The following is a 17,487-nucleotide window of genomic DNA, read 5'->3' on the forward strand; positions in this document are numbered from 1 at the left end:
AAGCGGGCGGGGCGGGTGTCAAGGCAGGCTCCGCGAAGTTCTGCGGGGCCGGCAAAGCCTTGTTCCACGGGCGCTGCGCCACTAGGTTTCGCCGGCAACGCCCAGGGGTCGCTGATGCTGCTCGATGCCGTGTTCTTCCTGCTGCGAGCCGGCCTGGACCTGTTCTGGTGGGCCGTGCTGCTTGCCGCCATCATGCAGACCCTGCTGTCCTTCAACGTGCTGGACGGCCGCAACCGCATCGTCTGGACCATCGCCGATTTCCTGTACCGGGTGACGGAGCCGGCGCTGCGCCGGGTGCGCGGCTTCCTGCCCAATCTGGGCGGCGTCGATCTGTCGCCGCTGATCGTGCTGCTGCTGATCACCGCGGCGAACATCGCGCTGACCGCGATCCAGGGCTACCTGCTGCGCGGCGGCCTGTATTTCTGAGCCTGCCGGTCCGGCGGCGCCACGGCCCTGGCGGCTGCGGGTGGATGGCCTGGACCTGGCGGTGAAGGTGCAGCCGCGGGCGCGGCGGCCGGCGGTGGGTGGCCTGGCGCCGGATGGCGCGCTGAAGGTCGCGGTCTCCGACCCGCCGGAGGATGGCCGCGCCAACCGCGCCGTCTGCCAGGCCGTGGCCAAGGCGCTGGGGCTGGCCGGATCGGCCGTGGCGGTCTTGCATGGCGCCGGCGCCCGGCAGAAAACCCTGCGCATCCATGGCGACCCGGCGGCCCTGCTGCCGCAACTGGAAAAGCTCCTCGCATGACGGCCCAGATCATCGACGGCAAGGCGGTTGCGGCCACGCTGCGCCAGCACATCGCCGCCCGCACCGCGGCGCTCGGCTTCCGCCCGGGCCTGCGCGTGGTGCGGGTGGGCGAGGACCCGGCCTCCGGCGTCTATGTCCGCAACAAGGACCGCGCGGCGAAGGAGGTGGGCTTCGACAGCGCCACCATCGCCCTGCCCGCCAGCACGACGGAAGATGCGCTGCTGGCCGAGGTGGCGCGGCTGAACGCCGACCCGGCGGTGGACGGCATCCTGGTGCAACTGCCCCTGCCGCCGCAGATCCGCGCCGACCGCGTGATCGCCGCCGTGGCGCCGGAGAAGGATGTGGACGGCTTCCACCCGCTGAACGCCGGGCGGCTGGCCAGCGGCCAGCCGGGGCTGGTGCCCTGCACGCCGAAGGGGGTGATGCACCTGCTGCGCGCCGCCGGGGCGGCCCTGCCGGGGGCGCGGGCGGTGGTGCTGGGGCGCAGCAACATCGTCGGCCGGCCCATGGCGCAGCTGCTGCTGGCGGCCGACTGCACCGTGACGGTGGTGCATTCCCGCACCCGGGACCTGCCGGCGGAATGCCGCCGGGCGGAGATCCTGGTCGCCGCGGTCGGGCGGGCGGAGATGGTGCGCGGCGACTGGGTGGCGGAAGGCGCCACCGTCATCGATGTCGGCATCAACCGCCTGGCCGATGGCCGGCTGATGGGCGACGTCGCCTACGCCGAGGTCGCGGCGCATTGCGGGGCCATCACCCCGGTGCCGGGTGGCGTCGGGCCGATGACCATCGCCTGCCTGCTGGAGAACACGCTGGACGCGGCCCTGGCCCGCCGCGGCTGAGGGTGCAAGCCGGCCGCCGCGCGCGGTAGGGAAGCCGACCACCAAGGGCATTCCGTTCCATGCAGGGCAGCGCGCTGCTGATCGCCGGCACCTTCGTCGCCATCTGGGCCTCCGCCTTCACGGTGGCGGGGGTGGTGGTGAAGGAATGGCCCCCGCTGTGGTCGCTCGGCATCCGCTTCGCCCTCACGGTGCCCTTCCTGCTGGCCATCGCGCTGGCGCTGCGGGCACGGCTGCCGCGGCCGGGGGATATCGGCCGCGTTGCGGTGCTGGGCCTGTGCGGCATGGGCGGGTATCTGGCCTTCGCCTGGCTGGCCATGGCACGCATCCCCACCGGGCTGGTGGCGCTGATCTGCGCCACCACGCCGCTGATGGTCGCCGCCGGCGAAAGCCTGTTCCTGCGCCGGCCGCTGCCGCGCCTGGCCTGGGTCGGGCTGGCCATCGGCTGGTCCGGCGTGGCGCTGCTGGGCTTTTTGCGCGCGGTGGATGGCTTGGCGGCGGCGGAGGCGCTGGGCTTCGTCTTTGCCATCGGCGCGGCGATCAGCCAGGCCGTCGGGCTGCTGGTCTATGCGCCGGCCAAGGGGCGGGTGGATATCTGGATGGCCAGCCTGGGCCAGACCGCCGTCTCCGCCCTGCTGTGCCTGGCGCTGGCCGTGGCGCTGGAAGGCCCGCCGCCGGGCGCGGTGAGCTGGCCGACACTGACGGCGCTGGTCTGGTCCATGCTGGTGGTGGGCATCGGCGCCTATGCGCTGAACTTCGCCATGATGCGCCGGGTGCCGGCTTCCACCGCCTCCGCCCTGCAATTGCTGGCCCCGCCGCTGGCCGCGGTGTTCGGCTGGGCGCTGCTGGGGGAGCGGCTGTTCGTCAGCGACATCATGGGCGGCGTGCTGACGCTGGGCGGCCTGGCGCTGCTGGTCCATGCCCGATCGCGGGGCTGATATCCGCAGATCGCGGGGCTGCGGGCACCCTGGCCAGGGCAACATTCCTGCATGACCGCGCGACGACGAGCTAGCATCGGCCGCTGAGCCGCCCCCGACCCGCGCCCCCGCCGTCTCCGCAGGGGCGCGCCCGCCCGTCCGCCCGCAGGATCGCCCGCATGTACACCCCCGCCGCCTTCAGGGTCGAAGACCCGGCCTGGATCTTCAGCCATGTCGAACGGCATGATTTCGGCATGCTGGTCAGCGCCGAGCCGCTGATGGTCAGCCATCTGCCCTTCCACCTGGTGCGCCCGGCGGGCGGTGAGCCGGCCCGGCTGCTGTGCCATCTCGCCCGCGCCAACCCGCATTGGCGCGCCTTCCAGGGCGCGGGGGCACCGGCGCTCGCGGTGTTCCGCGGGTCGCACGCCTATGTCTCCTCCGCCTGGTATGGCCAGCATCCCAGCGTGCCGACCTGGAATTACGACGCGGTGCAGGCGGAAGGCCATGCGACGCTGATCGAGGACCCGGCGGAAATCGCGCTCCAGATGCGCGCCCTGGCCGCCGCCTATGAGCCGACGCCCGGCTTCGACATGGACGCCCAGCCGGCGAAGTACATGGAAGGCATGTTCAAGGCGCTGGTCGGTGTGACGATTGCGGTGCGGCACTGGACGGGCAAGCGCAAGCAGAGCCAGAATCGCCCACCGGCGGACCGCCTGGCCGTCGCCGCGGCGCTGGAGGCACGGGGCGAACACCAGGCCGCTGCCGCGCTGCGCGAGGCCAATGATGAAGCCAGGGACATTGCCTGACACGAGCCGCCCCGACATCGAGACCCTCGGCAGCCGCGAGATCTACCGCAACGCCTGGATGACGGTGCGGGAGGATGCGATCCGCCGCCGCGACGGCTCCACCGGGATCTATGGCGTGGTGGAGAAGGTGGATTTCGTCACCGTGGTGCCGGTGCATGCGGATGGTTCGATCCAGATCGTGCAGCAGTTCCGCTACCCGGTCGGCCAGCGGCACTGGGAATTCGTCCAGGGCATGTGGGGGCCGCCAGGCACCGACCCGGCGGAAGCGGCGCGCCACGAATTGCTGGAGGAAACCGGGCTGGCCGCCGCCGAATGGATCCATGGCGGCTTCCTGAACCTGGCCCAGGGCACCATGCGCCAGGGCTACGACATCTACCTGGCGCGCGGCCTGACCCAGGGCGCGGCGATGCCGGAGCTGGAGGAACAGGACCTGGTCACGCGCGCGGTGACGCTGGCGGAGTTCGAGCGGATGCTGCGCGCCGGCGAGATCCTGGACGCCACCACGGTGGCCAGCTTCGGCCTGCTGCGCCTCAAGGGCCTGATCTGACGCCCGGCGCAGGAAGGTTTCACCGTCCTGCCCGCCAAACCGCGGCCCCTGGCCTCGCGGCACGGGCCGCGGCGCGCCTTCGCGCGGCGGGTTCGAATCTCATGCGCCAAGCAGGGAGGGCGAGCCCGGCCGGAATGGCGACCTGCCGTCAGCGCGGTCGGGTGAACGGGGCACGCCCGCGCTGACGTGCCCCAACCCTTGGTCCGCGCGCCGCCTTCAGTCGAAGGTGATGTTGGCGCGGCGGATCACCTCCGCGTATTTCGCCGCATCGCGGCGCAGCAGCGCGGCGGCCTCCGCGCTGGTGCCGCCGCCGGGGATGAAGCCGGCAGCGGCCACGCGCTGGCGCAGCCCGGGGTCGGACAGCGCCTTGTTCACCGCCTGCACCCAGCGATCCGACACCGCCTGCGGCAGGCCGGGCGGGCCCATCACCATGTACCAGACCGCGGCATCGAAATCCGGGAAGCCGCTTTCGGCCACGGTCGGCACGTCCGGCAGGGTCGGCACGCGCTGCTTCAGCGTGGTGGCCAGCGCCCGCACCCGGCCGGCGCGGATGTGCGGCAGGTAGGTGGGCAGCGTGTCGATGGCGATGTCGATGCGCCCGGCCAGCACCTCGTTCACCGCCTGGCCGGTGCCGCGGAACGGAATGTGCGTCATGTCCAGCCCGGCCGCGAAGGACAGGGCGGCGGCCGCCAGGTGCTGCTGCGTCGCGACGCCGGAGGAGGAGTAGTTCAGCTTCCCCGGATTGGCCTTCGCATGGGCGATGAACTGGTCGAAGGTCTGCGCCGGGGAGGACAGCGGCACCACCGCCACCAGCGGCACGGTGCCGGCCAGCACCACGGCGGTCTGGTCGGCGATGATGTCGAAGGGCGGCGGCTTCATCGTCGGCGGCACCACGGCGGAGGCGCTGACGGTGGTCATCAGCATCTGGTAGCCATCCGGCCGGCCGCGCGCATTGGCTGCCGCGGCGATGGTGCCGGACCCGCCGGCGCGATTCTCGATGGCGATGGCCTGGCCGAAATCCTCCTGCAGCGCGGGCTGCAGCAGGCGGGAGATGATGTCCGTGCCGCCGCCGGGGGCGAAGCCGACCAGCAGGGCGACGGTGCGGGTCGGGTATCCGGCTTGCGCCAGGGCGGGCAAGGGCAGGGCAGCAGCGCCCGTCGCGGCCAACAGGCCGCGTCGCGATACCATGGGTGTTTCCTCCGATGATTGGTTATGCGCCGAAGGATGGCGCGGGGTCAGGCTCCCGTCCAGACCGGCTTCCGCTTCGCCAGGAACGCCTCCACCCCCTCCCGGAAGTCGTTGCTGCCGAAGCACATGGTCACCAGGTCGTCGCCCTCGATGGTGCCGGCGGCCAGGCGCAGGCGCTTCAGCGCCACCTTGGTCGCGGTCAGCGTCAGCGGCGCCATCTCCGCCACCTGGCCGGCGAGCTTTTCGGCGCGGTCGGCCAGCGCCTCCGGCGTTTCCAGCATGTCGGCGATGAAGCCGGCGGCAAGCGCCTCCGGCGCCTCCATCAGCCGGGCCGTGAAAATCAGGTCCTTCAGCTTGGCCGGGCCGATCAGCGCGGCGAAGCGGGCGATGTTCATGGTGGAGAGCGTGTTGCCCAGGGTGCGCGCCACCGGCACGCCGAATTTGGCATTGGCGCTGGCGATGCGCAGGTCGCAGACCCCGGCAATGCCGAGCCCGCCGCCGACACAGGCGCCGGCCACGGCGGCGATCACCGGCTTCGGGCAATCCTCGATGGCGGATAGCACCCGGTCGATCCGGGTCTCGTAGTCCAGCGCGTCCTGGCCGGTGCGGAAATGCTGGAACTGGCTGATGTCGGTGCCGGCCGCGAAGGCCTTGCCGCCGGCGCCGATGATGACCCAGCAGCGGATCGCCGGGTCCGCCGCCACCGCGGCCGCCTGTTCGAACAGGCCCTCATACATGGGAAAGGTCAGGGCGTTGCGCTGGTCCGGGCGGTTCAGCGTGGTCCAGGCCACGGCGCCGCGGGTCTCGTGCAGGATGTCCGGCATTCTGGGGGTCCTCCTCCCCCCCTTGTGCCGCCAAGGCGGTCGGCGCGACAAGGCGTGCGGCCTGGGGCAGGGGAACAGCCATGCGTATCGTGAGCGTGAAGCAGGGGACGGCGCCGATCGCGAGCGCCATCGCCAACGCCTATATCGACTTCTCCAAGATGACCGCCTCCGTCGTCGCGGTGACGGTGGAAGCGGAGGGCGGCCGGCGGGCCACCGGCTACGGCTTCAACTCGAATGGCCGCTACGCCCAGCCGGGCCTGCTCGCGGAACGCTTCATCCCGCGCCTGACCGAGGCGACGGAGGCGCAGATCACCGATGCCGAGGGCCGGCTGAACCCGCAGGGCGCCTGGGCGGCGATGATGAAGAACGAAAAGCCCGGCGGCCATGGGGAACGCAGCGTCGCCGTCGGCGTGCTGGACATGGCGCTGTGGGATGCGGCGGCCAAGCTGGAAGGCGTGCCGCTGTGGCGCCTGCTGGCAGACCGCTACAATGGCGGCCAGGCGGATGAGGCAGCCTGGGTCTATGCCGCCGGCGGCTACTACTACCCCGGCAAGGGCGTGGAGGCGCTGGTCGAGGAGATGAAGCGCTACCTTGGCATGGGCTATGCCACGGTGAAGATGAAGATCGGCGGCGCCCCGGGCACCGGCCTTGCCGATGCGCTGGCCGAGGATATCGAGCGGATCGAGGCGGTGGTGGCGCTGCTCGGCGGCGATGGCAGCCGCCTGGCGGTGGATGTGAACGGCCGCTTCGACCTGCCCGCCGCACTGGCCTATGCCGAGGCGCTGGAGCCCATGGGCCTGCGCTGGTACGAGGAACCGCTGGACCCGCTGGACTACGCCACCCATGCGACGCTGGCCGAACACTATGGGCCGCCGATCGCAACCGGCGAGAACCTGTTCTCCATGCTGGATGCGCGCAACCTGATCCGCCATGGCGGGCTGCGGCCGGATCGCGACATTTTGCAGATGGACCCGGCCCTGTCCTACGGGCTGTGCGAGTATCTGCGCACGCTGGACATGCTGGCCGCCCATGGCTGGTCCCGCCGACGCTGCGTGCCGCATGGCGGCCACCAATTCGCGCTGAACATCGCGGTGGGCCTCGGCCTCGGCGGCAATGAGAGCTACCCGGAGGTCTTCGCCCCCTTCGGCGGCTTCGCCGACGACGTGCCGGTGGTGGAAGGCCGCGTGGCGATGCCGGCGGTGCCGGGCGTGGGCTTCGAGGCGAAGAACGCGCTGTACGAGGTGTTCAGGACGCTGGGCTGAGCGGCTTCGGCCGGGACCGGGGAAGGCGGCGGCGCGCCGGGCGGCGGGCCTCCGCCGGGGCGCCGGTGGTCGGCATCCGGATCCCCTGTCCATGCGGTCCGGCCAAGGCTCGGGGACGCCAGGCGGCCCCGCCCGATCTGGAATTGCGCTATTCGGCGATCCAGCCCGGCGCGAAGCGGTCGGCGCCGGAGGGCAGGGGCGGGCGCGGATCGGCAAGGAAGGCCAGGATGTCGGCCACCACCCGGTCGCGGTTGCTGTCGGTCAGCAGCAGGTGAAAGCCGTCCTCATGGATGCCGATCCGGATCGGGCTGCCTGGCGGCAAGGCGCGCAGCGCCGCGCGCACCGGCCGGGCAGGGATCAGCGAGTCCTGCGCACCATACAGCAGCAGCACCGGCACCGGCGCGCGGCCGGCCCCGCGGCAGCAGCCAGGCAGGGCGGCGACCGCCTGGTCCATCAGATCCACCAGCCCGATCGCGGCATCCACCCTCGTGCGGCGGATCACCAGCGGGTCGCGCGCCAGGCGGCGCAGCGCCGCGGCGTTGTCGCTGGCCACGACGCCGCCGACACCGCCGCCGAAGCTGAGGATCGGCATGGTGCGCGCCGCCAGCCACAGGCCGCCGCGCATCAGCGCATTCATCGCCTGCCGGCCCCACAAGGCCGGCGCCAGCAGCACATAGCCGTCCACGGGCGGCGGCTGCGCCGCGGTGCCGGCCAGGATCGCCACGGCGCCGCCCATGCTCTCCCCCATCAGGAACAGCGGCAGGCCGGGGTGGCGGGCGCGCAGCAGGGCGGCGGCCTCGGACGCGTCGGCCGCCATGGTCGCGGCGCCGGACCAGTAGCCGCGGTTGGGGGCGCCGCCGAAGCCGCGCTGGTCATAGGCATAGACCAGCAGGCCGCCTTCGGTCAGCGCCCCGATGCTGTCGGCCAGGAAGTTGCCGGCATGGTCGTTGAAGCCGTGCAGCGCCAGCAGCACCGCCCGCGGCGGGCCTGGCGGCGCCCAGGCATGCAGCGGCAGCCGGGCACCGTCGGCCGCCACCACCGCATCCTGCATCAGCGCCGGCGGCGCGATGGCCGGGCCCATCGGCAGCACCACCGGGGTGCAGCCGCCGGCCAGCAGCAGGGCCAGCCAGGCCAGAAGAAGTCGCCGCGCCATCCGCTCCGCCGGCCTCCATGTCCCGCGGCCGCCGGGCGGGATGCCGGGGCCGGGGGAAGCCGTAGGGCAGCCGGGCGAATTCCCGCAAGGGCACGCCGCCCCGGGGCAGGTCAGCGGCCGCGGAACAGGCCGATGATCTCCCGGTCCGGGATCGGGCTCTCCCGCTTGCGGCCCAGGAAATAGAAGGCGCAGCCGGCGTTCAGCGAGGCTTCGGTGCGCACCAGGAAACGGTCCAGGAAGCGCAGCGGCCAGGTCAGCAGCAGCCCGGCCAGGCGCAGCCCGGCTTGCAGGCGTGGCCGGTCCGTCAGGGCCAGCAGCGTGTGGCGGAACAGGTGGATGCCGGCTTGCACCGGCCCGCCCACCATGCCGCTGGCCGATTCGTCAAACCAGCGGAACAGCCGGCGATGGCCGAGGAAGGTGAAGCGGGTGAAGTCGTGGGCGCCCATGTGCACCGGCTGCAGGAAGGGCGTGACGGCCCAGACGAAGCCGCCCGGCCGCAGCACCCGGTGGATCTCCGCCACGCAGCGCTGCGGATCGCAGACATGCTCCAGCACCGCCTCGGCGCAGACCGCGTCGAAGGATCCGTCCGGGAAGGGCAGGTCGTGCGCGTCGCAGATGCAGGCGACCTTCCGCGCCATGGCCACATCGGTGTAGGTCACCCGCCCCGGCCAGGCGCGCTCGCCGGCGCCGATGACCAGCAACGCCGCCTCCGGCCTCGCCGCCAGGATGGTCGGCAGCGGGTCGAAGGGCGGGCCGGGCACCGCCGCCTCCAGCAGCTTGCGGGCGAAGGCGCGGTAGGCGCGGCGCAGGCCGCGGCTGCGGTCGGCGGAGCCGCCATAGCCGCTGGCGCCCTCATACCCCGCCGCCTGGCGGTAGCTGTCGATCCGGAAGACGCTGTTGGCCTCGTTCAGCAGCACTGGCACGCCCTGCACCACGGGAAAGACGGTGCCGCATTGCGTGCAGGCCAGGCCCGGGGCCGCCCCCTCCGGCACCGGGTGCAGGGCCGCGCGGTCGATCGGGCAGACGAAGCGGGAGGCCGCCCCGGGCGTCTTCGGGGGGGCGGCGGCCGGGCCGAGGGACAGGACGCTCATCAGGCGCCGGACCATCGACGCGCTGCCCCGGCGAGGCAACCGGAAGCGTGCCCGCTGACGCGATCCTGATCGCCGCCGGCCGGCGTTTCCGCGGGCGGCGGAAATGCTCTATGCTGGGCCGCATGACCTCAGCCTGGGCCAGAGTGCCCATGCGGCCCGCAGCACTGTCGAGGATTTCCATGCGCGATGCGCGTCAGACCGGCTACACGCCGGTTGCCCTGCCCGGCGTGACGCCGGAGGACACCATCCCGGCCCAGACCCGCACCGTCGGCTGCGATGGCGGCGGCGGCGCGCTGGGCCATCCGCTGGTCTATCTGCGGATCGAGAAGGCGCAGGTCACCTGCCCCTATTGCTCCCGCACCTACGTCCTGGCCGAGGGTGCCGGTGACGACCACGGGCACTGAGGGCGCGGCGGCGATCGCGCCGCTGCCCGTGCCGGACGCCGTCGCGGAAGCCGTGCCCCCCGTTGCGCCGGGGGAAAGGCGGCTGATCCTGGTCGATGGCTCCGGCTACATCTTCCGCGCCTTCCACGCCCTGCCGCCGATGACGCGGCCGGACGGGGTGCATGTGAATGCCGTCTTCGGCTTCACCCAGATGCTGTCGCAATTCCTCTCCCGCCACGCCGCCAGCCACATCGCCGTGGTGTTCGACAGCGCGCGCGTCACCTTCCGCAACGACATCTACCCCGCCTACAAGGCGCATCGCCCGGAGCCGCCGCCCGAGCTGGTTCCGCAATTCGCCCTGATCCGGGAAGCGACGGAGGCACTCGGCGTCTGCCAGGCGGAACAGCCGGGCTTCGAGGCCGACGACCTGATCGCGACCTATGCCCGCCTGTTCGTGGCGGAAGGCGGCAGCGTCTCCATCGTCTCCTCCGACAAGGACCTGATGCAGCTCATCGGCCCCGGCGTGCAGATGCTGGACCCGATCAAGCAGCGCCCGATCCGGGAGGCGGAGGTGCTGGAGAAGTTCGGCGTGACGCCGGACAAGGTGGTGGAGGTGCAGGCCCTGGCCGGCGACAGCACGGACAATGTGCCGGGCGTGCCGGGCATCGGCATCAAGACCGCGGCGCAGCTGATCAACGAATATGGCGACCTGGAAGGCCTGCTGGCGAACACGGCGAAGATCAAGCAGCCGAAGCGCCGCGAATCGCTGGAACAGAACGCCGAGAAGGCGCGCATCAGCCGCCGCCTGGTGCTGCTGGACAACAACGCGCCGCTGCCCTGCCCGATCGAGGCCATGCTGGCCCGCGCCCCGCATCCGCCGACGCTGGAGAAATTCCTGCGGGAGAACGGTTTTCGCAGTCTGCTGGCACGCCTCGGCCTGGGGGATGCCAGCGCGGTCACCCGCGGCAACGGATTCCGGCCTGCCGCCCAGGCGGAGGCTCCGCCCGCGGCTCCCACCGAGGCGCCGCCCTTCGCCGGCTACGCCACCGTCACCACGCTGGAAGACCTCCATGCCTGGGTGGCGGAGGCCGAGGCGGCGGGGGTCATCGGCTTCGACACGGAAACCGACAACCTGGACGCCATGAAGGCCCAGCTGGTCGGCTTCTCGCTGGCCACCAGGCCGGGCCGGGCCTGCTACGTGCCGCTGCGGCACGAGGGCAGCGGCGACCTGATGGGCAGCGGCACGCCGGCGCAGATCGACCCGGATGCGGCGCTGGCGGCGCTGAGGGGGCTGCTGGAAAACCCCGCCATCCTCAAGGTGCTGCACAACGCGAAGTACGACCTGGAAGTGCTCTGCCGGGCCGCAAATGGCGGCATCGCCGTGGCGCCGGTGGATGATACCATGCTGATGTCCTACGCGCTGCGCGCCGGCAAGCATGGCCATGGCATGGACGAGCTGGCGGCCCAGCATCTGGGCCACACCTGCATCACCTATGACAGCTGCACCGGCACCGGGCGCAACCGCATCCCCTTCAGCCGCGTCGCGCTGGACAAGGCCACCGCCTATGCGGCGGAGGATGCGGATGTGACGCTGCGGCTGTGGCACGCGCTGCGGCCCGAATTGCGCCCGGCCCGGGCGCTGGCGCTGTATGAGCAGGTGGAGCGCCGCATGGTGCCCGTCCTGCGCGACATGGAACTCGCCGGCATCAAGATCGACGCCGCCGAACTGTCCCGCATTGGCGCCGACTTCACGGAGAAGCTGGCGCGCTACGAGCGGGAGATCCACGAGCTGGCGGGCAAGCCGTTCAATGTCGGCTCGCCCAAGCAGCTGGGTGAGATCCTGTTCGACGACCAGAAACTGCCGGGTGGCAGGCGCAGCAAGCTGACCGGCGCCTGGGGCACCGATGCCAGCGTGCTGGAGGATCTGGCCGGCCAGGGCCATGCGCTGCCACGCCGGGTGCTGGACTGGCGGCAGATCGCCAAGCTGAAATCCACCTATGTGGACGCGCTGGCCCAGGCGGCGGATGCCCATGGCCGGGTGCACACGGATTTCGCCATGGCGGTGACCTCCACCGGGCGGCTCTCCTCCACCGATCCGAACCTGCAGAACATCCCCGTCCGCACCGAGGAAGGGGCACGCATCCGCCGCGCCTTCGTGGCGGAAGCCGGCCATGTGCTGCTGGCGGCCGACTACAGCCAGATCGAACTGCGGATCCTGGCCCACCTGGCCGATGTGCCGGCGCTGAAAGAGGCTTTCGCGAGCGGCCAGGACATCCATTCGCGCACCGCCGCGGATATCTTCCACCTGGCGCCGGAGGCGGTGGACAAGGAAGCGCGGCGGCGCGCCAAGACGATCAATTTCGGCATCATCTACGGCATGTCCGCCTTCGGCCTGGCGGCCCGGCTGGGCATCTCCCCCGGCGAGGCGAAGGCGATCATCGACGCCTATTTCGCGCAGTATCCGGGCATCCGCGACAGCATGGAGAAGCTGAAGGAGGATGCCCGCGCCACCGGCTACGTGCAGACCCCCTTCGGCCGCAAGCTGTGGATCGCCGATATCGCGTCCAAGGACCCTGTGCGCCGCGGCGGGGCGGAGCGCGCGGCGATCAATGCCCCCTTCCAGGGCGGCGCGGCGGAGGTGATCAAGCGCGCCATGGTGCGCCTGCCGCTTGCGCTGCGCGAGGCCGGGCTCGGTGCGCGGATGCTGCTGCAGGTGCATGACGAGCTGGTGTTCGAGGTGCCGGAGGCGGAGGTGGAGGCCACCGCCGCCCTGGTGAAGCGCATCATGGAAGGCGTGGCGCGGCTTTCCGTGCCGCTTTCCGTCGAGATCGGCCACGGAGCCTCCTGGGCCGAGGCGCATTGAGGCAGCGGGCGGCGCCTTGCCGGGCGCCGGGCCGGGGGCTATCGGGCAGCAAAATCCCGGGTGGATCGCAGTGAGCACGACGGCGGAGGCCGGCCTGGTCCAGGCCGGGGCGGGATTCAGCGTCCAGGAACGCCGCACGCTGGGCGCCATCGGCGCGGCGCATGCGGTCAGCCACCTGCACATCCTGGTGCTGCCGCCGCTGTTCCCGCTGCTGCAGGCGCGGCTCGGCGTCGGCTTCGTGGAACTCGGCCTGGCGATCACGCTGTTCAGCATCGTCTCCGCCCTGACCCAGGCGCCGATGGGCTTCCTGGTGGACCGGATCGGGCCGAAGCGGGTGCTGGCGGCGGGGCTGGTGCTGGGCGGCGCCGCCTTCGCGCTGCTGGGGCTGAACGTCACCTACCCGGCGGTGCTGCTGGCCGGCGCCATGGCCGGGCTGGCGAATGCCGTCTACCACCCGGCGGACTACGCCATCCTCAACAGCGCCATGAAGGCGCCGCGGATGGGGCGGGCGTTTTCCCTGCACACCTTCGCGGGCTTCGCCGGCGGCGCGGTGGCGCCCTTCCTGATGCTGGCCCTGGCCGCGGGGCTGGGCCTGTCCGGCGCGCTGGTGGTGGCCGGCGGCATCGCCTGGGTCGCTGCCGCCTGGGTGTGGCTGACCTGCCCCGCCGATGCGCCCGGCGCCCGGCCAAAGCCCGCGGCGGGGCAGCAGACCCGGGTGCTGAACCGCGCGGTGCTGTCGCTGACCGGCTTCTTCGTGCTCATCGCGCTGTCGCTCGGCGGCATGAATGCCTTCACCGTCGCCGCCCTGGTGGCCGGCGGCGGGATGAGCCTGGCCATGGCCAGCACGGCGCTGACGGCGACGCTGGCCGGCTCCGCCGCCGGGGTGCTGCTTGGCGGCGCGCTGGCCGACCGCGTGGCGCGGCATGGGCTGGTGGCGATGACGGGCTTCGGGATTGCGGGCGTGCTGACACTGGCCGTCGGGCTGCTGGCGATGCCGGGCTGGCTGGTCGCCTGCGTGCTGGGGCTGGCCGGGATCATGAGCGGGCTCTGCATGCCGTCCCGCGACATGATGGTGCGCGCCGCGGCCCCGCCCGGGCAATCCGGCGCGGTGTTCGGCGTGGTCTCCACCGGCTTCAACATCGGCGGCATGATCGCCCCGCCGATGTTCGGCTGGCTGGTGGATAGCGGCCGGCCGGAGGCCGTGTTCGTGCTGGGCGGCTGCTTCATGCTCGGCACCGCCACCATGGCCCTGGTGCAGGCGATGCGGCGCTGACCGATGGCCTGGGGCGTGGCCCCGGTTCATCGGGCTGCTGCGCCAGCGGGCGGTTTCGACCGCCTCCGCCGGGCCGCCCGGTGACGATCCCCGGGACCAGGTCTCAGCTCATGCTGGCCGTCACGCCCCCATCGACAAACAGCATCTGGCCGGAGACGAAATCCGAGGCCCCCGACGCCAGGAACACCGCCGTCCCGGCAATCTCCTCCGGCTGCGCGTAGCGGCCGGCGGGGCACCGCCGCTGCACCATCGCCAGCCACTCGGGATTATCCAGCAGCGGCTTGTTCATCTCCGTGTCGAACCAGCCCGGCCCGATGGCATTGCACTGGATGTTCCACGGCCCGAGTTCCACGGCCAGCGCCCGGATGAACATCTTCAGCCCGCCCTTGGCCGAGGCATAGGGCGTGATGGTGGCGCGGCCGAGGTCGCTGGCCAGGCTGCCGGTGGCGATCACCTTGCCGCGCCGCCGCTGCTTCATCCCCGGCACCACCAGGCGCGAAAGCCGCCACAGCGCCGTCAGATGGGTGTCGATCACGCTGTGCCAGCCTGCCTCCGTCGTCTCCTCGATCGGCGCGCGGTGCTGGTTGCCGGCATTGTGCAGCAGGATGTCGATCGGGCCGAGGCCGGCCACCGCCGCCTCCACCGCCTTGCCATCCGTCACGTCGAAGGCGCTGACGCGGCAGGCGAGGCCCTCGGCCCGCAGCTTCTCGGCCTGGGCTTCCAGGGTCGCGGCGTCGCGCCCATTCAGGATCACCTCCGCCCCCGCCTGCGCCAGGCCGCGGGACATGGCGGCGCCGAGGCCGCGGGAGGCGCCGGTGACCAGCGCCACGCGCCCGGTCAGGTCGAATTTCCGCAGATGCGCCTGGTTCATGCTGTTTCCCCCTTTGACTCCAGGGGGCAATCTGCCGCGGGGCGTCAGTCCGGGTCCAGGGCGTGGGCGCGCAAATCCGCCAGGCTCACCACCGCCAGCGCGGCCACATGCGTCGCCTCCAGCAGCACCGGCGGCGCGTGGCCCGCCAGTCGCGCCTCCTCCCACCGCGCGGCGCAGAGGCACCAGCGGTCGCCGGGTACCAGGCCAGCGAAGCCGTATTCGGGGCGGGGGGTGGAGAGGTCGTTGCCGCTGGCCTTGCTGAAGGCGAGGAAGGCCGCCGTCACCTCGGCGCAGACCACATGCAGCCCGCGATCCTCGGGGCCGGTGTTGCAGCATCCGTCGCGGAAGAACCCGGTGACGGGCGCCACGGAGCAGGGCAGCAAAACGCCGCCGAGCACGTTGCGGGCGGCTTCGGGCCGCCGCGGCTGCTGGTGTGGCGTCGTGCTGTCGAGGGGCATGGACTATCGGGTCCCAGTGGGGCGCGGATGGGGCCGCGCCTGGCAAGGCCGGAGATCGGCGGATCTCGGCGGGCGCCGTCGCGCGTCACTCACACGTCATGGTACGCGGGCTGGGCCGGAATGCGAAGCGCTGCCAATCCGGGACCTGCCGCGCCAGTTCCGCTTCCACGGCGCCTTGTTGCTCCACTGTCATCGGTGCTGCCTGCGCGAGTTGGCGGCAGGAGGCCGGATCGACCGCCACCGAGCGCCTTAGCCGAGCGCTCAGCTGTTCTCGTGCCGCGGCCAATGCGGCAGCACCGAACAGGTCCTGGAAGCGCTGTTCAGCGACATCGGCGTGGCGCCGCATGATCCCGAGCTGAGGTGGCTCTCGATCGATACGGCACGCCCGGTACTGGGCTTCGGCCCAGCGCGCCAATCCGACATGCAGGTCGTAACACGCCTGCGCCTCACGCGCGACATTGGCCGAAGGGATTGCAGGGCCAGCCGAAGGCTGGGCCTCGGCCGCCAGACTGATGGCCATCATGGCGGAAAAGATGAGACGCGAAATCATGCCGGGGTGCCTGTTCCGCGAAGACCCCCTCGCCTTCCGGCGAGAGGGTCTTGATCAAGCGGTTAGGCCGCGGCGCGGATCGCCGCCGCCTTCACGTCATCGCTGACGGCGCCGGCAAAAGTCTCGAAGTTCTGCTCGAACAGGGAGACCAGGTGCTTCGCCTGCTTGTCGTAGGCGGCCTTGTCGGCCCAGCTGTTGCGCGGGTTCAGCACATCCGTGGGCACGCCCGGGACAGCCTTCGGGATCGACAGGCCGAAGAAGGGATCGGTCTCGAACTCCACCTTGGCCAGGCTGCCGTCCAGCGCGGCGCGCAGCAGGGCGCGGGTGTGCTGGATGGACATGCGCTTGCCGGTGCCATAGGCGCCGCCGGTCCAGCCGGTGTTCACCAGCCAGACCTCGGCCCCGTCCTTGGCGATCCGCTCGGCCAGCATCCTGCCGTAGACTTCCGGGTGGCGCGGCAGGAAGGGGGCGCCGAAGCAGGTGGAGAAGGTGGCCTGCGGCTCCTTGCCCAGGCCCTTTTCCGTGCCGGCGACGCGCGCGGTGTAGCCGGACAGGAAGTGGTACATGGCCTGCGCCGCCGTCAGCTTGGCGATCGGCGGCAGCACGCCGAAAGCGTCCGCCGTGAGCATCACCACGGTGCGCGGTTTCCCCGCGACGCCGCCCGGCACCGTGTTCGGGATGAACTCGATCGGGTAGCAGGCGCGGGTGTTCTCGGTCAGCGTGCCGTCATCGAGGTCGAGGCTGCCGTAATCGTCGCCGACCACATTCTCCAGCACCGCGCCGAAGCGGTGGGAGGCGTCCCAGATCTGCGGCTCGGCCTCGCGGCTCAGCTTGATGACCTTGGCGTAGCAGCCGCCCTCGAAGTTGAAGACGCCGTCATCGGACCAGCCATGCTCGTCATCGCCGATCAGCTGGCGCTCCGGGTCGGAGGAGAGCGTGGTCTTGCCGGTGCCGGACAGGCCGAAGAACAGCGCCGTGTCGCCATCCCGGCCGAGATTGGCGGAGCAGTGCATCGGCAGCACGCCGCGATCCGGCAGGATCCAGTTCATCACGGTGAAGATCGACTTCTTGATCTCGCCCGCATAGCTGGTGCCGGCGATGCAGATGGTGCGCGCGGCGAAGGACAGCGCGATCAGCGTGCCGGTGCGGCAGCCATCGACGGCCGGGTCGGCCTCGTATTCCGGCGCGTGCAGGATGGTGTAGTCCGGCTTGAAGCCCGCCAGTTCCTCGACCGGCGGGCGGATGAACATGTTGCGCGCGAACAGGGCGTGCCAGGCATTGGTGGTCACCAGCCGCACGCGGATGCGGTGCGCCGGGTCGGCGCCGGCGTAGAGGTCCTGGGTGAACAGCTCCGGCTTCTCGCCCAGCCAATTGCGGACCTTGGTGGTGAAGGCGCGGAAATTCTCCACCGGCAGGGGGCGGTTCACCTTGCCCCACCACACCGCGTCACGCGATTCCGGGTCGTCCACCACGAACTTGTCCTGCACGGAGCGGCCGGTGTGCTGGCCGGTCACGGCCATGAAGGCGCCATCCGCCGAAAGCCGCCCCTCCCCCCGGCGCAGCGCATGGGCGTAGAGCCCCGGCGCCGTCAGGTTGGCATGGATCGTCGCCGAGCCGGTCACGCCGGTCCCGGACAGGGCGGATACGTCGGATGTCATTGCAACCCTCCAAAAGGACACGCCCGGCCCTGTTCCCCGCCTGGCATGTCGCCGGACCTTCATAG

General features: G+C 71.7%; 18 protein-coding genes. 10 read left to right on the plus strand and 8 right to left on the minus strand.

All coding sequences use genetic code 11. The features are described 5' to 3' along the window. The first annotated feature begins 114 nt into the window (after positions 1-114). The 6 genes from HEQ75_RS09090 to HEQ75_RS09115 all read left to right on the plus strand — a co-directional run bounded on the left by HEQ75_RS09090 (position 115) and on the right by HEQ75_RS09115 (position 3,848). Positions 115-426, plus strand: a complete 312-nt coding sequence (locus HEQ75_RS09090; protein ID WP_168029487.1) for a YggT family protein — start codon at positions 115-117, stop codon at positions 424-426. A gap of 40 nt (positions 427-466) precedes the next feature. Continuing rightward, complete coding sequence (locus HEQ75_RS09095; RefSeq protein ID WP_328733493.1) at positions 467-742, plus strand: DUF167 domain-containing protein; 276 nt, start codon at positions 467-469, stop codon at positions 740-742. Then, complete coding sequence (gene folD / locus HEQ75_RS09100; protein ID WP_168029488.1) at positions 739-1,581, plus strand: bifunctional methylenetetrahydrofolate dehydrogenase/methenyltetrahydrofolate cyclohydrolase FolD; 843 nt, start codon at positions 739-741, stop codon at positions 1,579-1,581. Before HEQ75_RS09095 ends, folD begins: the two co-directional genes overlap by 4 nt. Positions 1,582-1,640: 59 nt before the next feature. Further along, complete coding sequence (locus HEQ75_RS09105; RefSeq protein WP_168029489.1) at positions 1,641-2,516, plus strand: DMT family transporter; 876 nt, start codon at positions 1,641-1,643, stop codon at positions 2,514-2,516. Between the two features lie 158 nt (positions 2,517-2,674). Then, on the plus strand, positions 2,675-3,301 hold the full coding sequence (locus tag HEQ75_RS09110) for an FMN-binding negative transcriptional regulator (protein ID WP_168029491.1): 627 nt from the start codon (positions 2,675-2,677) through the stop codon (positions 3,299-3,301). Then, positions 3,294-3,848 carry an NUDIX domain-containing protein gene (locus HEQ75_RS09115; RefSeq protein ID WP_235961421.1) on the plus strand — a complete coding sequence of 185 codons (555 nt, stop codon included), beginning with the start codon at positions 3,294-3,296 and terminating at the stop codon, positions 3,846-3,848. The genes HEQ75_RS09110 and HEQ75_RS09115 overlap by 8 nt, the downstream gene beginning before the upstream one ends. 216 nt (positions 3,849-4,064) lie before the next feature. On the opposite strand, the gene HEQ75_RS09120 is transcribed toward HEQ75_RS09115, so the two are convergent. Together HEQ75_RS09120 and HEQ75_RS09125 are read right to left on the minus strand one after the other, a co-directional pair. Next, positions 4,065-5,036 carry a Bug family tripartite tricarboxylate transporter substrate binding protein gene (locus tag HEQ75_RS09120; RefSeq protein WP_168029495.1) on the minus strand — a complete coding sequence of 324 codons (972 nt, stop codon included), beginning with the start codon at positions 5,034-5,036 and terminating at the stop codon, positions 4,065-4,067. Positions 5,037-5,083: 47 nt separating this feature from the next. Next, positions 5,084-5,860 carry an enoyl-CoA hydratase gene (locus HEQ75_RS09125; RefSeq protein WP_168029497.1) on the minus strand — a complete coding sequence of 259 codons (777 nt, stop codon included), beginning with the start codon at positions 5,858-5,860 and terminating at the stop codon, positions 5,084-5,086. 80 nt (positions 5,861-5,940) lie between these two features. On the opposite strand from HEQ75_RS09125, the gene HEQ75_RS09130 reads away from it, so the two are divergent. Then, positions 5,941-7,122 (plus strand): enolase C-terminal domain-like protein, encoded by a 1,182-nt coding sequence (locus tag HEQ75_RS09130; RefSeq protein ID WP_168029499.1) that lies wholly within the window; start codon positions 5,941-5,943, stop codon positions 7,120-7,122. 148 nt (positions 7,123-7,270) lie between these two features. Here the strand turns inward: HEQ75_RS09130 and HEQ75_RS09135 are convergent, their stop codons facing one another. Beyond that, positions 7,271-8,275 (minus strand): alpha/beta fold hydrolase, encoded by a 1,005-nt coding sequence (locus HEQ75_RS09135; protein WP_168029501.1) that lies wholly within the window; start codon positions 8,273-8,275, stop codon positions 7,271-7,273. Positions 8,276-8,385: 110 nt separating this feature from the next. After that, positions 8,386-9,366: a methyltransferase domain-containing protein gene (locus tag HEQ75_RS09140; protein ID WP_168029503.1), complete on the minus strand. Its 981-nt coding sequence runs from the start codon at positions 9,364-9,366 to the stop codon at positions 8,386-8,388. 179 nt (positions 9,367-9,545) lie between these two features. Here HEQ75_RS09140 and HEQ75_RS09145 point away from each other — a divergent pair, with 179 nt between their 5' ends. From HEQ75_RS09145 to HEQ75_RS09155, 3 genes are all read left to right on the plus strand, one after another. Further along, positions 9,546-9,770: a zinc-finger domain-containing protein gene (locus HEQ75_RS09145; protein WP_168029505.1), complete on the plus strand. Its 225-nt coding sequence runs from the start codon at positions 9,546-9,548 to the stop codon at positions 9,768-9,770. Between the two features lie 22 nt (positions 9,771-9,792). Next, complete coding sequence (gene polA, locus HEQ75_RS09150) at positions 9,793-12,612, plus strand: DNA polymerase I (protein WP_235961439.1); 2,820 nt, start codon at positions 9,793-9,795, stop codon at positions 12,610-12,612. 70 nt (positions 12,613-12,682) lie between these two features. Then, the gene (locus tag HEQ75_RS09155; RefSeq protein WP_168029507.1) at positions 12,683-13,885 is read left to right on the plus strand and encodes an MFS transporter; all 1,203 of its coding nucleotides are present in this window, start codon (positions 12,683-12,685) and stop codon (positions 13,883-13,885) included. A gap of 103 nt (positions 13,886-13,988) precedes the next feature. Here the strand turns inward: HEQ75_RS09155 and HEQ75_RS09160 are convergent, their stop codons facing one another. The 4 genes from HEQ75_RS09160 to HEQ75_RS09175 all read right to left on the minus strand — a co-directional run bounded on the left by HEQ75_RS09160 (position 13,989) and on the right by HEQ75_RS09175 (position 17,422). Continuing rightward, complete coding sequence (locus HEQ75_RS09160) at positions 13,989-14,756, minus strand: SDR family oxidoreductase (RefSeq protein ID WP_168029509.1); 768 nt, start codon at positions 14,754-14,756, stop codon at positions 13,989-13,991. Positions 14,757-14,800: 44 nt separating this feature from the next. Further along, a complete protein-coding gene (locus HEQ75_RS09165; RefSeq protein WP_168029511.1) occupies positions 14,801-15,214 on the minus strand; it encodes a DUF2237 family protein in 414 nt (137 codons plus the stop codon). A gap of 85 nt (positions 15,215-15,299) precedes the next feature. After that, entirely contained in the window at positions 15,300-15,764 is a 465-nt protein-coding gene (locus tag HEQ75_RS09170; RefSeq protein WP_168029513.1) for a hypothetical protein, read from the minus strand. Between the two features lie 62 nt (positions 15,765-15,826). After that, entirely contained in the window at positions 15,827-17,422 is a 1,596-nt protein-coding gene (locus HEQ75_RS09175; protein ID WP_168029515.1) for a phosphoenolpyruvate carboxykinase, read from the minus strand. Positions 17,423-17,487 lie beyond the last annotated feature (65 nt).

The organism is Falsiroseomonas selenitidurans, assembly GCF_012103215.1.
Lineage (GTDB): Bacteria > Pseudomonadota > Alphaproteobacteria > Acetobacterales > Acetobacteraceae > Falsiroseomonas > Falsiroseomonas selenitidurans.

Bases quoted from the DNA above. Each gene is read 5' to 3' on its own strand.
- HEQ75_RS09090 (WP_168029487.1), top strand. From the start codon at position 115: ATGCTGCTCGATGCCGTGTTCTTCCTGCTGCGAGCCGGCCTGGACCTG.
- folD (WP_168029488.1), top strand. From the start codon at position 739: ATGACGGCCCAGATCATCGACGGCAAGGCGGTTGCGGCCACGCTGCGC.
- HEQ75_RS09105 (WP_168029489.1), top strand. From the start codon at position 1,641: ATGCAGGGCAGCGCGCTGCTGATCGCCGGCACCTTCGTCGCCATCTGG.
- HEQ75_RS09110 (WP_168029491.1), top strand. From the start codon at position 2,675: ATGTACACCCCCGCCGCCTTCAGGGTCGAAGACCCGGCCTGGATCTTC.
- HEQ75_RS09120 (WP_168029495.1), bottom strand. From the start codon at position 5,036: ATGGTATCGCGACGCGGCCTGTTGGCCGCGACGGGCGCTGCTGCCCTG.
- HEQ75_RS09125 (WP_168029497.1), bottom strand. From the start codon at position 5,860: ATGCCGGACATCCTGCACGAGACCCGCGGCGCCGTGGCCTGGACCACG.
- HEQ75_RS09130 (WP_168029499.1), top strand. From the start codon at position 5,941: ATGCGTATCGTGAGCGTGAAGCAGGGGACGGCGCCGATCGCGAGCGCC.
- HEQ75_RS09135 (WP_168029501.1), bottom strand. From the start codon at position 8,275: ATGGCGCGGCGACTTCTTCTGGCCTGGCTGGCCCTGCTGCTGGCCGGC.
- HEQ75_RS09140 (WP_168029503.1), bottom strand. From the start codon at position 9,366: ATGAGCGTCCTGTCCCTCGGCCCGGCCGCCGCCCCCCCGAAGACGCCC.
- HEQ75_RS09145 (WP_168029505.1), top strand. From the start codon at position 9,546: ATGCGCGATGCGCGTCAGACCGGCTACACGCCGGTTGCCCTGCCCGGC.
- HEQ75_RS09160 (WP_168029509.1), bottom strand. From the start codon at position 14,756: ATGAACCAGGCGCATCTGCGGAAATTCGACCTGACCGGGCGCGTGGCG.
- HEQ75_RS09165 (WP_168029511.1), bottom strand. From the start codon at position 15,214: ATGCCCCTCGACAGCACGACGCCACACCAGCAGCCGCGGCGGCCCGAA.
- HEQ75_RS09170 (WP_168029513.1), bottom strand. From the start codon at position 15,764: ATGATTTCGCGTCTCATCTTTTCCGCCATGATGGCCATCAGTCTGGCG.
- HEQ75_RS09175 (WP_168029515.1), bottom strand. From the start codon at position 17,422: ATGACATCCGACGTATCCGCCCTGTCCGGGACCGGCGTGACCGGCTCG.